We start from the raw sequence: 13590 nt of genomic DNA, 5'->3' as shown, positions 1-13590 counted from the left end.
ACGACAAGACCAAGGAACCCGACCATGCAGACCAAGCGCATCCTCTCCGTCGCCGCCCTGTCCCTGCTGCTGCCGCTGGCAGCGCAGGCCCAGCCGCCGCGCAGCGCGGACACCGGCATCACCGCCGAGATCCGCCGCGAACTGGGCGACGCCCGCAGGGAAGTCCGAGCCGAGCTGGCCAAGGCCAAGCAGGATCTGGACACCGGCGACCTGCAGCTGCAGGACAGCCTGCAGTTCGGCAAGCAGGCCAAGGCGAAGCGGACCGCCGCTGAAAAAGCGGCGGCGGCCATCACCCCGCAGGGCGACCTGCTGATCGACGGCAAGCCGCAGGAGATCGACGCCGGCCAGCGCCGCCAGCTGCTGGCCTACCGCGGGCTGGTGGTGGAAATCGCCAAGGTCGGCATCGACATCGGCCAGAAAAGCGCGGATGCGGCGCTGGACGCGGTCGACGGCTCGTGGGTGAGCCTGATGTTCGGCGCCATGACCGGCAGCCTGGAGCGGCGCATCGAGCGCACCGTGCGCGAGCAGGTGGAGCCGGGCGTGCGCGGCATCTGCCGCATGCTGCCGCGGGTGATGGATTCGCAGCAGCGGCTGGCCGCCAGCCTGCCGCAGTTCCGCCCGTACGCCACGCTGGAACGCGACGACGTGGCCGACTGCGAGAACAACGTCCGCCGCGAATTCGCCAGCCTCTGATCTGGAGAACCCGATGAAGCACGCTACCCTGATGGCCTCCCTGGTCGTCGCCAGCCTGCCGCTGCTGGCCTGCAGCCAGCCGCCCGCACCGCCCGCACCACCGGCCCCGCCCGCTTCGCCCACCGCCAGCAACGCCGACAAGGGTTTCATCGGCCGGCAGGTCGACCGCGCACTGGCCGAAGCGCGCAAGGAGCTGCACGCAGGCAACCTGAGCATCAACGGCGACATCGACATCACCGTCAACGGCAAGCGGTTCGGCAAGTCCGACGGCCACCTGCCCAAAGCCGAGATCAGCCCGCAGGGCGCGCTGCTGATCGAGGGCAAGACGGTGGAGACCACCGCCGAGCAGCGCCGGCAGCTGCTCACCTACCGCAACCAGGTGCTGGGCATCGCCGATGCCGGCATGGCCATCGGCTCGCAGGGCGCAGACCTGGCCGGCAAGGCGCTGGGCGGCGTGTTCGGGGTGATCTTCGGCGGCGAGCAGGAGGAGAAGGCCTTCGAGGCGCGCATGGAGGCCGAAGGCAGGAAGATCGAGGCCGAGGCGCTGAAGCTGTGCGCCCAGCTGCCGCCGCTGCTGGCCAGCCAGCAGGCGCTGGCCGCCAGCCTCCCCGCTTTCAAGCCCTACGCGACGATGACCCAGGAAGACATCGACGACTGCGGCAAGGATGCCAAGGGCAAGGGCATCGCCGTCACCAGCAACTGAGCCAGACCGGGCGCGTGCCGCTTACAAACGGCCGCGTCCGCAATATCCTTCCCCCGGCGTCCCCGCCGCTGCAGCGGCTACCGGGACGCCGTTTTTTTCGGCCCTACCCGCCTGCGCCGTCGTCCAATCCGAATCCGGCGCGACGCGCCAATGCGTCGAAGCCGGGGAACGACGTGGCCACCGTCGCGACGTCGCGGATCCGCACCTCGCTGCCTGACCGTTGGCCGGCCACCGCGAAAGCCATCGCGATGCGGTGGTCGTCATGGCTTTCGATGGTGCCGCTTCCCAACCTGCCGGGATGGAGGGTGGCGCCGTCCGCGGTTTCATCCACGCGCAGGCCCAGGGTGCGCAGGCCGGTGGCCATCACCGCGAGGCGGTCGGATTCCTTGACCCGCAACTCGGCCGCGCCGCGCACCACGGTGGGGCCATCGGCGCAGGCGGCGGCGATGAACAGCGCCGGGAATTCGTCGATCATGTCCGGCACCAGCGCCTCGGGCACCTCGATGCCATGCAGCGGCGCATGCCGCACCACCAGGTCGGCCACCGGTTCGCCGCCGTGGATGGCGGCATGCTCTTCGCGGATGTCCGCGCCCATCATCCGCAGGACCTGCAGCAGGCCGGTACGGCGCGGGTTCAGGCCCACTTGGCTCAGCCGCAGTTCGGAACCCGGCACGATGCTGGCCGCGACCAGGAAGAACGCCGCCGAGGAGAAGTCCGCCGGCACCGCCACGTCGGTGGCGCGCAGGCGCTGGCCGCCGCGCAGGCGGGCGAAACCGGGCGAGAACGTGATGTCCACGCCGAACGCGGAGAGCATCCGCTCGGTGTAGTCGCGGGTGGGGTGCGGCTCGCGCACCACGGTGTCGCCATCGGCATACAGCCCGGCCAGCAGCAGCGCCGACTTCACCTGCGCGCTCGCAACCTCCAGCCTGTGGTCGACACCGACCAGGCGCTGCCCGCCGTGGATGCACAGTGGCGGCACGCCGCCTTCTTCCGTGTCGATGCGCGCGCCCATCTTCGCCAGCGGCACGGTGACCCGCCGCATCGGCCGCTTCGACAGCGAGGCGTCGCCGACCAGCATCGAATCGAAGCGCTGCGCCGCCAGCAGGCCCGCCAGCAGGCGCATGCCGGTGCCGGCGTTGCCGCAGTCCAGCGGGCCAGCGGGCGGCTGCAGGCCATCGACGCCGACGCCGTGCACGACCCGCCGCGACGGCGAAGGCGTTTCGATGCGCACGCCCATGCGCGAGAAGATCGCGGCGGTGGCGCGGGTATCCTCGCCTTCGAGGAAGCCGTCGATGGTGGAAACGCCGTCGGCCAGCGCGGCGAACATCACCGCCCGGTGCGATACCGACTTGTCGCCGGGAATCGCCAGCGTCCCGCGCAGCGGCGCGCCCGTGCGCGCCACCCAGTCCATCGTCCCGCTCATGCCATCGCCTCGTCGAGCGCCGCCAGCAGACGCGCGTTGTCGACCGCCGTGCCCACGGTGATGCGCAGGCAGTCGCCCAGCCCGTAGCCGCCCATCGGCCGCAGGATCACCCCGCGCGCCAGCAGCGCCGCTTCGATGCGCGCAGTGTCATCGCCGAATTCGACCAGCAGGAAATTGGTCTGCGACGGCGACACCGCTAGCCCGCGCCCGCGCAGCGCGTCGGCCAGCGCCTGCCGCTGCGCGCGGTTGGCGGCCAGCGAGGCGGCCAGGTGCGCGGCATCGTCCAACGATGCCTGCGCCGCGGCCAGCCCCGGCGCATTGACGTTGAAGCTTTCGCGCACGCGTTCCATCACCGCGATGCAGTCCGGATGCGCCAGCGCGTAGCCCACCCGCAGCCCCGCCAGCGCATGGGCCTTGCTGAAGGTGCGGGTGACGACCAGGTTCGGATGCTTCGCCAGCAGCGGCAGCGCGCTGGCGTAATCCGGCGCATCCACGAATTCCGCATACGCCTCGTCCACCACCACCAGCATCTGCGCCGGCACCGCGGCCAGGAAGGCCTCGAAGTCGGCAGCGGAATACCAGGTGCCAGTCGGATTGTTGGGGTTGGCGATATACGCCAGTCGGGTGCGCGGGGTGATGGCAGCGCCGAGTGCAGCGAGGTCGTGGCCGCGCGGCATCGCGTGGTCGCGCGGCAAGGCCGGCGCCAGCCGCAGGGTCGTGCCCGCCGCCTGCGCGGCCAGCGCATACACGGCGAAACCGTATTGCGAGGCCACCACCTCGTCGCCCGGCCCGGCAAACACCTGCGCGAACTGCATCAGCAGCTCGTGCGAGCCGTTGCCCAGCAGGATGCCGGCGGTGTCAACGCCCAGCCGATCCGCCAGCGCGCGCTTCAGATCGCCGCCCAGCGGATCGGGATACACGTGCGCGCTTTCCAACGCGGCGATGGCGGCACGGACCGCCAGCGGACTGGCACCGTGCGGATTCTCGTTCGAGCCAAGCTCGAGCAGGGGCTGCGGCGCGGCGCGGCGCAGCGCCACCAGGTCATGGCCCGGATCGTAGGCGCGCAGTCCGCGTATCCCGGTATGGGCAAATGAAACGAAGTCGATCAAACAGCCTCCCTTTCCCGCGTCCCGCTTCACCGCCGGCGAAACGGGGCCCGGATCATTGATTCCCTCGCCGCGCGCGGCGAGGGAAGGAAAACCTCAGAGAATCGCCACCGGATAGGACCCCAGCACGCGCACTTCATCGCCGGCCGCGTTGATTTCCGCCAGCGCGTCCTTCAGCGGCGACTCGTCGCAGTGGCCGGCCACGTCGATGAAGAAGGCGTACTGCCATTTGTGGCCGTGCTCGGGCCGCGACTCGATCCGGTTCATGCTGATGCCGCGGCGGGCCAGCGGCTCAAGCACGCCGTACAGGGCGCCGGGGCGGTCGCGGATGAACACCAGCAGGGAGGTCCGATCATTGCCCGACGGCGGGAACGGCTGCCGGCCGATCACCAGGAAGCGCGTGGTGTTGTCGCTGCGGTCCTCGATCGGCCCGGCGATCTTGCGCAGGCCGTACACCACCGCCGCGGACTCGCCGGCGATGGCCGCCGAATCGTCGGCATTGCGTGCGCGCCGCGCGCCCTCGGCATTGCTGGACGTCGGGATCTTCTCCACCCCCGGCAGGTGGGTGCGCAGCCAGCCGCCGGTCTGCGCCAGCGCCTGCGGGTGGCCGAAGATGCGTTCCACGTCCTCCAGCCGGCCGCTGCGCGACAGCAGGTACTGGTGCACGCGCAGCTCCACCTCGCCGCAGATGCGCAGCGGCGAAGTCAAGAACAGGTCCAGCGTGACCTGGATGGTGCCTTGCCCGGAGTTTTCCACCGGCACCACGCCGAAGTCGGCGTTGCCGCTGGCCACCTCCTGGAACACCTCCTCGATGCTGCCCAGCGGCAGGCCGTGCGCGGAGTGGCCGAAATGCTTGTAGACCGCCTGCTGGCTGAAGGTGCCCTCGGGGCCGAGGTAGCCGATCTTCAGCGGTTCCTGCTGGGCCAGGCAGGCCGACATCACCTCGCGGAACAGCCGCACCAGCACATCATCGGCCAGCGGGCCGTCGTTGCGGTCCACCACCCGCCGCAGCACCTGCGCCTCGCGCTCGGGGCGGTAGTAATCCACCGCAGCAGCCAGCTTGCCCTTGGCCCTGCCGACCTGGTGCGCCCAGTTGGCACGCTCGGCGATCAGCTGCTGGATCTGCAGGTCGATGCCGTCGATCTGCGCGCGCACCTGCGCCAGGTCGAGCTTGGGCTCGGCAGCAGCCACGGGCTTCTTCGCGGACTTTCCCGCGGGCTTTTCCGCAGCCTTCTGCGCGGCCCGCTTCGGGGTGGCTTTCGTCGTGGTCGGAGTTTTCTTAGCCATGGGCCTGCTGGAACTCCCGCATGAAATCGACCAGCGCCTGCACGCCGGCTTCCGGCATGGCGTTGTAGAGCGAGGCGCGCATGCCGCCGAGCACGCGGTGGCCCTTCAGCGCCACCAGCCCGGCCTGCTTCGCCTCATCGAGGAAGACCTTGTCCAGGGCGGGATCGTGCAGGAAGAACGGCACGTTCATGCGCGAGCGCGCATCAGGCGCCACCTCGTTGCGGTAATAACCACCGGAGCCGTCGATGGCCGCATACAGCAGCGCCGCCTTGCGCGCGTTGCGGCGGGCGAACTCGGCCACGCCGCCTTGCTCCAGCATCCACTTCACGGTCAGGCCCAGCACGTACCAGTTCCAGCTCGGCGGGGTGTTCAGCATCGACTCGGCGTTCGCCTGCGCGGCGTAGTCGAAGATCGGCGCGCGCGGCTGGCCGCTGCGTTCCAGCAGGTCGCGGCGCACGATCAGCACGGTGATGCCGACCGGGCCGAGGTTCTTCTGCGCGCCGGCGTAGACCGCGCCGAACCGCGTCACGTCCAGCGGCTCGGAGACGATGGAGGAGCTGAAGTCGGCAATCAGCGGCGCGTTGCCGGCGGCCGGGATGTCGCGCCACTCCACGCCATGGATGGTTTCGTTGGCGGTGACATGCACATACGCGGCATCGGCCGACAGCCGCCATTGCGAGCGCGCCGGCACGTCACGGAAGCCGCCGCTTTCGCTGCTGGCGGCAATGCGCGCATCCACGCAGGGCGCCGCCTGCCTGAGTGCGGTCTTGCCCCAGTGGCCGCTGACCACGTAGTCGCAGGCCTGGCCGGGCGCGGCGAAGTTCAGCGGCAGCAGGGCCTGCACCGTGGTGGCGCCGCCGGCGGTGAAGATCACCGCGTAGTCGTCGGGGATGGACAGCAGCGTGCGCAGATCGGCTTCGGCCTGCTGCGCCACCGCGATGAAGTCGGGCCCGCGATGACTGATCTCGAGGATCGATGCGCCGGTGTTCCCGTACTCCAGCATCGTGGCCTGCGCCTGGCGCAACACGGGTTCCGGCAGGGTCGCGGGGCCGGGGCTGAAGTTGTAGGCGCGAGACATCGGGGCGGTCCGGTCCGGGAATGGCCTCCGAGTATGCCGCAGCGCAACACGATTGCGACTGCCGTTGCCGCAGAAACCATCGATGATGCCCGCGGAACATGGAGCACGCCGGAGCGGGTCAGAACCGTTCCTGCAGCACCCGCCGGATCTCCGCCTCGATCGGATCCTTGAACATGGCGGCCAGGAAGCCAAGCTTGGCGAACACGTGCAATCCACCGTCCTCCAGCGCGATGTGGCCATCGATGCCGGAGCGCGAGAAGTTGAGCATGTCGCCGGTCCAGCTGCAGTCGACCTGGAAGCGCTCCTGCAGCTTGCGTGCAACCTCGTCCACCGCCTTGCGGGCTTGCGGCTTGGGCAGGGCATGGGCATGGCGGATATCGATGCGGGACATGGCGGCGGCAATGGAGGGGATTGCCGCATTCTGCCGCGTGCGGCGGCGCGCGAACAGCCGGCGCACGCGCCGCGCATGCTAGATTCCGCCGCGATGAACGACCTGCACCTGCGGTTCTGCGATGGAAGCCAGCCCGACCTGCTATTGGAGTCGGGCGTGCACGTGCTTGGCCGCACGCCCGCCGGGCTGGGCCCGGTGGGGGCGGATGCGCCGGCGCTGCTGCAGCTGTGCAACGACCGCCGCGGGATCTGGCTGACCGTGAACGAGGGCATGCGCGGCGTCCACGTCAACGGCCGCCCGGTGCAGCAGGTGGCGATGCTGCGCGCCGGCGACAGCATCCACGCCGAGGGCAGCGAGCTGCTGCTGTATGCCGCCAACGACGATCGCACGCAGCCGCCGCCCGGGCCGCCGCTGCGCGACCCGGCGGGCAGTCTGCGGATGGTGCTGCGCGGCATCGGTGGCGCCCACCACGGCCGCTGCATCAGCTTGGACCGGTCGCGCCGGATTGGCAGCGCCGCCAGTGCCGACGTGCGCATCGAAGGCAGCGGCATTGCCCCGGAGCACGCCGTGCTGGAAGCCGGCAATGGCTGCGCGATGTTGCGCCATGCGGCCGGCGACGTGCTGGTCAATGGCCGGCCCGTGCGGCAGGCGCTGCTGCACAGCGGCGACCAGATCGCGTTCGGCGTGCAGCACCGGTTCGTGCTGGAAGGGCCACCGCCACCGAGCCCGGGGAGCGCGCGTTCCGGTCCCTCCAGCGAGGCCGATGCCCCGCCGGAGCCGCCCCGCCGGCGCTGGACGCAGGGCGTGCCGTGGCTGCTGCTGGCCGCACTGCTGCTGGCCGCGGCCCTGACCGCGCTGCTGGTGTTCGGCGCGCGCTGAATCGCCCGCACGGCAGGCCCGGCTCAGCCCGCCGGACCACCGAACGGATCGGGTTCGCCGGCGAACAGCCGCTGCATCGCCCGGGTCTCGCTGCGCCGGATGTCGCCCAGGAAATCGGCAACCTCGCCCAACCCCGCAAACGCCGCGCACCCGCGCTCCAGGAACGACTGCAACGCGCCCAGGCCCGCCGCCCGCGCCGGCAGCCGCGACAGCCGCAGCAGCGAATGCACGCCGGGCAGGCGCAGCGCCTCCGCCAGCCCCTGCCCCACCTCGTCGATCAGCTCGATCTGGCGCAGCCGCAGCCGCCGCAGGCCCACCCGCCGGTAGGCCCGCGCATACAGCGCCACGTCCAGGGCGCGCGGGCGCGGCGACAGTCCCTGCAGCGCTTCGGCCATGCGCAGGTCCAGCGCATGGCTGAGCGCCGCAAGGGCGATGCCATCGCCCACGGTTTCCAGCAGCGCCGCCGGCAGCAGCCGCTGCATCATCGGGATCACCCGCGCGATATCGGCGTCGCGCCGGCTGAAATCGTGATCGCCATAGACGTCGCTCAGGAAGAAACGGGCCGCCGGCCGCCGCGCAGGATCGCGCAGGAATGCCTCGAAGCTGCGCTCCAGCCGCTGCGCCTGCCAGGCCTGCAGCGGCTTCAGCCAAGCAAGACCGTTGCGCGGTTCGAGCGCCGGGTCGAACAGGCGCTGATGCAGCGCCAGGCGCCGCGCCAGCCGGCTGTGCAGGTCGGGGCGTGGTTGCATGCGTGCAGTCTCGCGCATCCTTTCCCGACGCAATACTCCAGGACGCTCCGCTACACTCGGGCAGTCCCGCAAGAGCCATACGCATGCTGTCACTGCACGCCGCCCACGCCCCCCGCCCGGACCGCGGCCCGCCGCGGATCGGGCTGGCGATCGCCGGCGGCGGACCGGTCGGCGCGATGTACGAACTGGGCGCGCTGCGCGCGCTGGACGAGGCCTGCGACGGCCTGGACCTGACCCGCCTGGACTGCTACGTCGGGGTCAGTTCCGGCGCGTTCTTCGCCGCCGGCCTGGCCAACGGGATGGATACCGCCGAGCTGTGCCGGATCTTCATCAGCGGCGACAGCGAGGACGTGCACTTCCGGCCGGAGACGTTCCTGCGCCCCGCGCTGGGCGAATACCTCAAGCGCGCCGCGTCCACCCCGACACTGGCCGCGCGGCTGCTGCGCGACGTCTGGTCGGGCCGCACCGATTCGCGCTGGTCGGACCTGCTCAACCGGGTCGGCAGCCTGGTGCCCACCGGGCTGTTCGACAACGCCGAGGTCGAGCGCTTCCTGCGCGACGTGTTCTCCCGGCGCGGCCGCAGCAACGACTTCCGCAAGCTGGACCGGGCGCTGTACGTGATCAGCGTGGACCTGGACAGCGGCGAGGCCGTGCGCTTCGGCGATGCCGGCTGGGACGACGTACCGATTTCCCGCGCGGTGCAGGCCAGCGCCGCCCTGCCCGGCCTGTACCCGCCGGTGGAAATGACCGACCGCGCCGGCCGCACCCGGCATTTCGTGGATGGGGCCCTGCGCCGCACCATGCATGCATCGGTGGTGCTGGACCGCGGCATCGACCTGATGCTGGGGCTCAACCCGCTGGTTCCGTTCAACCCCGGCACCGGCACCAGCGAAGATGCGCAGGCCCACCGTTTCAGCGACCGCCGCATCATCCAGGCGGGCTTGCCCGGCGTGCTGTCGCAGACCCTGCGCACCATGCTGCAGTCGCGGATGCAGGTGGGGCTGGCGCGTTACCCGCAGCAGTACCCGGGCATCGACCAGGTGGTGTTCGAGCCCAATGCGGCCGACCGCGAACTGTTCTACACCAACATCTTCAGCTTCTCGGCGCGGCGGCGGATTTCGCAGCTGGCCTATCGCAACACCCTCACCGACCTTCGCGAGCGCCGCGGCCAGCTGGAGCCGGTGCTGGCCCGCCACGGCATCGGCCTGCGCGAGGAAGTGATCGCCGACCGCCCGCGCTCGATCCTTGCCCACCTGCCGCCGCCCCCGCGGGTGACCGATGCCACCGCGCAGCTCGCCCGCGCCCTTGACGACATCGAGCGCGGCCTGCAGCGCCGCGGCATGGTGTGAATGCTCTAGACGGGCGATCGATCCTGCACTGCAATCCAGATCACGCATGCGTCGTCACGACGCGAGGAAAACGCCATGGCCAAGCTCAAGAAGTCCACCGGCAAGACCGTTCGCACCCCCGCGCGGAAGACCGGCACCCGCAAGGCCCACGCAGGCCTGAACCCGAAATCGATCACCGAGTCGGCGCAACAGATCTGGCTGGCCGGGATGGGCGCGTTCAATCGCGCGCAATCGGAGGGCAGCAAGCTGTTCGAAACCCTGGTGCGTGATGGCCTGTCGCTGGAGCAGACCGCGCGCAAGTTCGCCGGCCAGCGCGCCACCGTGGTCCGCGACGCGGTGGAGGGCCATGTCGGCCAGGCCCGCGAACGCGCCGCCGATACCTGGGACAAGCTGGAGAAGGTATTCGAGGAGCGCGTGCAGCGCGCGCTGGTCAAGCTGGGTGTGCCCGGCCGCGACGATCTCAACGCGCTGACCGAGCGCGTCGAGCGGCTGACCGATGCCCTGCGCAAGTCCGGTGGCAGCGTGCCGGCGCGCAAGGCAGCCAGCCCCGCCGCCCGCAAGCCGGCCAAGCCCGCCAGTTCCGCCACGAAGAAGCCCGGCAAGGCCGCCGGCAAGACCGCCAGCAAGGCAGTCCGGGCCCGCAAGCCGGCCAAGGCTGCCAAGCCGGCCGCACAGGCCGGCACCAGCGGCGAAGCCGGCGCCTGACCCTGCCTGGCCTGCGGATGCAGGCCACGCCCCCTCCAGCCGCTCGCGTCGGCAGGGCGGTGCAGCCGTGCCCTAGGGCCGGCTGGACGGGTGTCCGGTACGCACCTGCGTTCCACGTTCCAGTGGGTATAGTGACGCCCCCGCGTCCTCCCTTGCCCGAGCGCATGATGCCCACCCTGATCGCCCTGATCGCCTTCGCCCTGTCCGGCCTCGGACTCACCGCCTGGTTGCGCCGCAACCAGGCCGCCCGCCCGGCCCCCGCATCCACGGAACGCAGCGCGGAGCAGCTGAGCAAGCTGCGCTGGCGCGACTTCGCCAGGCTGGTCCTGCAGGTGATGCATGCCCGCGGCTACCGGGTGGCAGCAGAAGAAGGCCTCCCCGCCGACGGCATCCCCACCGACGGCAGCGACATCGTGCTGGAGCGCGATGGCGTCCGCACCCTCTTGTCCTGCAAGTACGGCAGCGCCGCCGTGGTCGGCGCACCGGCGCTGCTGGGGCTGGCCAAGTCGGCCACCCTGCGCGGTACCGGCGAGGTCATCGTGGTCACCCCTGGCCGCTTCGACGAAGAAGCCGCCCGCATCGCCCGCCAGCAGAACATCGAACTGATCGACGGGCAAAGCCTGTGGCCGGAAGTGCGGCCCTATGTGGCCAGCGAGGCGGCGGCGCCGGTCGAGGCCGGGCCATCGAATGCCACCACGCCGAAACTGCTCGGGTTGGCCTGGGGCGGCGCTGCGGTGATCGGTATCTTGGCCTGGATGCTGGCGCAGGGCCTGCAACCCGCCGCCGAAGAGGCTGCGCCGCAGGTCGCGCCGGTGCGGACCGCGGCGCCGGTGACCCCGGCCGCACCACAACCTGCGCCTGCCGGCGTGGTCCCCACCGATCCGGCCGCCCTGGAAGCGCGCAGGCGCGAGGCGGCCAATGCCATCACCACGCTGTTCGGCGTCGATCGCGCGCTGTGGTCGACCCAGTCCACCCTGCTGGTGTACCTGTCCGCGGAAGACGTGGACCCGACCACCGACCTGTGCCCGCTGCTCGAGCGCTATCCGGAGCTGGCGGCCTCGCGCGTCCAGCTGCAGCCGCCCGCCGGCAGCCGCAAGCCGGTGCGCTTCAAGCAGTGCCGGAGCTACTAGGCGACGCCAGCCGGCGCGCCTGGCCCGGGGCGCGATGGCGCCCCCATCGGCGTTGACCGCAGGCCGCCGGATGCCGCCGCTGCGCAGCACCGCAAAGCCCCGCGCGAGCGGGGCTTTCGTTTGCGCGCGCGCCGGCAGCCGGACAAAAAAGAAGCGCCCCGAAGGGCGCTTTCGAAGATGGAGGCGAGGTCGGAATTGAACGATCACGGGAAAGCCACTACTACCGCCAAGTTCTCGGAAACCGCCAATTTCATACCGCCAAAACTACCGCCATAGTGGTGTGACGCACTTGCCGGGATGTGCATCCTCGATCACGTGATCAATCTGGCTGACCGTCATCGGAGGTCCTCTCGGCTTGCGTCGCCTCGCTCTGCCGCACCAGACTTGTTGCGAGGGACTGGTCCAATACTTTCGGGCCGCTCTCCCACTGCTCGCGGTCCGCCTCCTCCGAGGTGTACGGAGGCAGACCACTGTGCAAACAGTGCCAAAAGGTCTTCTTCTCCATAGGCGAACTCTACCCCCACCCAATCTGACCTGAGTATGGAACTTGTAGCCAATCAGCCAGTGAGTCCGGGGTGGATGGTATCGGGTTCCGACCAGTTCCGGCGAACGGTTGCCGGGGGCTTGTAGCCATGGGCGCTGTGCGGCCGCTGCTCGTTATAGAACTGCCGCCAGCGCTCGATCAGCACCTTCGCCTCGGCGCGGCTGCGGAACCATTCCCGGTTCAGCAGCTCGTCCCGCAGCTTGCCTTTGCAGCCTCAGCGGCGATAGAAGTGGCCTGCTCCCGGGAAATCATGGATAGCTCCGGCCTCCAGTCGCAAACAACGCCAATCACACCAGCTCGAAACGCTCGGCTTCACCAGCCAGCGCATGCATCCGCGCAACCTCGGCCTCCAACACCCGCGCCGCGGCCGCTCCGCGCGTCGTAAAGATGTCGCTTAACCCGTGGTAGTAGCGCAGCGTTCCGTCGCGCTTAGCGGTGAATCGATCGAACACCGCCACGCCGACGGCCGGATCTTCTAGATCGGCGACGATGGCGCGGGCGTTGTGCAGCTTGTCGCAACAGGAGACCAGCAAGGCGTCGGCCTCGGTGTGCCGCAGATGTTCCAGGTAGGCAAGTTTGCGGCGGCGCCAATCGGCGAATTTCGCCTCCGGGGTATCCAGCGCTGCCTTGCCCTCCTGCGTGCCATCCGTGCAGGCCAGCACGATGCGCGCAACACGCTCGCCGAAGCGGTCCCGCACCGGCGCTTCGTGTTGCGTGCCGCAATCCTCGATCACGTCGTGCAGTAGGCCCGCGATGGCTTGGTCCTCATCGCCGCCATGGTCGAGCACCAGCGCGCTGACGCCGAGTAGATGGCTTAGGTACGGAATCTGTGTGCGCTTGCGAGTCTGGCCGGCGTGCTGCTCGCGGGCGTAATCCAGCGCCTCGGTGTAGCGGCTGGTGAGTTGGGTTCGAGCTTTGGTCTTGGTCATGGCGGTCTCCTCCGCAATCGGTCGTTGGTCTTTTTCATGCCTATTTTCCGCTTTTCCCGTCTCACGGACCGCGCCGGACCCTCCGTGATTGTCGCGCCCCCTGCGACGACACTGGGTTCCAATGGTCTCCATCAAGACAGACAGGGGGACGCCATGACCCGCTTCGACTTCGCCGACCGACTGAAACAGCGGCTCCAGGCCGCGAACCGCAAGGGTGCCGCCATCGGCATCGACCTGGGCACCACCAAGAGCTGCATCGCCCGCGCCAGCTACGACCCGGCCAGCGGGGAGCTGCTTTGCGAATGCCTGCCGCTGCCGCAGGCGGATGGCAGCCTGCGCGTGGGGGTGCCCTCGGCGGTGGCGGTGGGCCGCGACGGGCGCGAGTTTTATGGCGCGGAGGCGTTGGCCAAGCGCGGGCAGCGCGGCTTCCAGCCCAGGCAGCGCAAGGGCCTGTTCCTCGAAAGCAAGAACGAGATCGGCCTGCGCCACTCTTACGCCAAAGCGCCGGAAGGCTTCCGCAACGCCGGCGAGGTGGCGGAAAAATTGGTTCTTCTCCCAACTGAGGGGAAAGGCGCACGGCCGACCGGGCAGACTTGCTGATGTCTAAGGCAACAAACTGGGGCC

The 13590-nt window shown here is 70.0% G+C and carries 14 protein-coding genes and 1 pseudogene; 7 read left to right on the top strand and 8 right to left on the bottom strand.

Annotation, left to right across the window (positions count from 1 at the left end; translation table 11 throughout):
- Positions 1 to 24 precede the first annotated feature (24 nt).
- Positions 25 to 693, top strand: a complete 669-nt coding sequence (locus SPK54_RS00075; RefSeq protein WP_330945912.1) for a hypothetical protein — start codon at positions 25 to 27, stop codon at positions 691 to 693.
- A 13-nt stretch (positions 694 to 706) separates the two neighbouring features.
- Positions 707 to 1396, top strand: a complete 690-nt coding sequence (locus SPK54_RS00070) for a hypothetical protein (RefSeq protein WP_330945911.1) — start codon at positions 707 to 709, stop codon at positions 1394 to 1396.
- A 103-nt stretch (positions 1397 to 1499) separates the two neighbouring features.
- Here the strand turns inward: SPK54_RS00070 and aroA are convergent, their stop codons facing one another.
- The 5 genes from aroA to SPK54_RS00045 form a co-directional block, all read right to left on the bottom strand.
- Positions 1500 to 2819 (bottom strand): 3-phosphoshikimate 1-carboxyvinyltransferase, encoded by a 1320-nt coding sequence (gene aroA, locus SPK54_RS00065; protein ID WP_330945910.1) that lies wholly within the window; start codon positions 2817 to 2819, stop codon positions 1500 to 1502.
- Positions 2816 to 3928 (bottom strand): histidinol-phosphate transaminase, encoded by a 1113-nt coding sequence (gene hisC / locus SPK54_RS00060; RefSeq protein ID WP_330945909.1) that lies wholly within the window; start codon positions 3926 to 3928, stop codon positions 2816 to 2818. The genes aroA and hisC overlap by 4 nt, the downstream gene beginning before the upstream one ends.
- Before the next feature lie 93 nt (positions 3929 to 4021).
- Positions 4022 to 5212 carry a prephenate dehydratase gene (gene pheA / locus SPK54_RS00055; protein ID WP_330945908.1) on the bottom strand — a complete coding sequence of 397 codons (1191 nt, stop codon included), beginning with the start codon at positions 5210 to 5212 and terminating at the stop codon, positions 4022 to 4024.
- The gene (gene serC / locus SPK54_RS00050; RefSeq protein ID WP_330945907.1) at positions 5205 to 6290 is read right to left on the bottom strand and encodes a 3-phosphoserine/phosphohydroxythreonine transaminase; all 1086 of its coding nucleotides are present in this window, start codon (positions 6288 to 6290) and stop codon (positions 5205 to 5207) included. The genes pheA and serC overlap by 8 nt, the downstream gene beginning before the upstream one ends.
- Positions 6291 to 6408: 118 nt before the next feature.
- Positions 6409 to 6681, bottom strand: a complete 273-nt coding sequence (locus SPK54_RS00045) for a polyhydroxyalkanoic acid system family protein (protein ID WP_330945906.1) — start codon at positions 6679 to 6681, stop codon at positions 6409 to 6411.
- Positions 6682 to 6756: 75 nt separating this feature from the next.
- On the opposite strand from SPK54_RS00045, the gene SPK54_RS00040 reads away from it, so the two are divergent.
- Positions 6757 to 7560, top strand: a complete 804-nt coding sequence (locus SPK54_RS00040; RefSeq protein WP_330945905.1) for an FHA domain-containing protein — start codon at positions 6757 to 6759, stop codon at positions 7558 to 7560.
- Positions 7561 to 7583: 23 nt separating this feature from the next.
- Here the strand turns inward: SPK54_RS00040 and SPK54_RS00035 are convergent, their stop codons facing one another.
- On the bottom strand, positions 7584 to 8309 hold the full coding sequence (locus SPK54_RS00035; RefSeq protein WP_330945904.1) for a hypothetical protein: 726 nt from the start codon (positions 8307 to 8309) through the stop codon (positions 7584 to 7586).
- Positions 8310 to 8392: 83 nt separating this feature from the next.
- On the opposite strand from SPK54_RS00035, the gene SPK54_RS00030 reads away from it, so the two are divergent.
- The 3 genes from SPK54_RS00030 to SPK54_RS00020 all read left to right on the top strand — a co-directional run bounded on the left by SPK54_RS00030 (position 8393) and on the right by SPK54_RS00020 (position 11493).
- Positions 8393 to 9658, top strand: coding sequence for a patatin-like phospholipase family protein (locus tag SPK54_RS00030; RefSeq protein ID WP_330945903.1), 1266 nt, complete (start codon positions 8393 to 8395; stop codon positions 9656 to 9658).
- Between the two features lie 75 nt (positions 9659 to 9733).
- Positions 9734 to 10363 carry a phasin family protein gene (locus SPK54_RS00025; protein WP_330945902.1) on the top strand — a complete coding sequence of 210 codons (630 nt, stop codon included), beginning with the start codon at positions 9734 to 9736 and terminating at the stop codon, positions 10361 to 10363.
- Positions 10364 to 10530: 167 nt separating this feature from the next.
- A complete protein-coding gene (locus tag SPK54_RS00020) occupies positions 10531 to 11493 on the top strand; it encodes a restriction endonuclease (protein WP_330945901.1) in 963 nt (320 codons plus the stop codon).
- Between the two features lie 557 nt (positions 11494 to 12050).
- Here the strand turns inward: SPK54_RS00020 and SPK54_RS00015 are convergent.
- Both SPK54_RS00015 and SPK54_RS00010 read right to left on the bottom strand, forming a co-directional pair.
- Positions 12051 to 12242 (bottom strand): annotated as a pseudogene (locus SPK54_RS00015) (transposase); the annotation flags it as partial.
- An 82-nt stretch (positions 12243 to 12324) separates the two neighbouring features.
- On the bottom strand, positions 12325 to 12966 hold the full coding sequence (locus SPK54_RS00010; protein ID WP_330945900.1) for an HD domain-containing protein: 642 nt from the start codon (positions 12964 to 12966) through the stop codon (positions 12325 to 12327).
- Positions 12967 to 13119: 153 nt separating this feature from the next.
- On the opposite strand from SPK54_RS00010, the gene SPK54_RS00005 reads away from it, so the two are divergent.
- Positions 13120 to 13566 (top strand): hypothetical protein, encoded by a 447-nt coding sequence (locus tag SPK54_RS00005; protein WP_330945899.1) that lies wholly within the window; start codon positions 13120 to 13122, stop codon positions 13564 to 13566.
- The last annotated feature ends 24 nt before the right edge of the window (positions 13567 to 13590 follow it).

Source organism: Thermomonas sp. LB-4 (genome assembly GCF_036409385.1).
Classification (GTDB): domain Bacteria; phylum Pseudomonadota; class Gammaproteobacteria; order Xanthomonadales; family Xanthomonadaceae; genus Thermomonas.
This window is presented reverse-complemented; position numbering and strand designations above follow the sequence as displayed.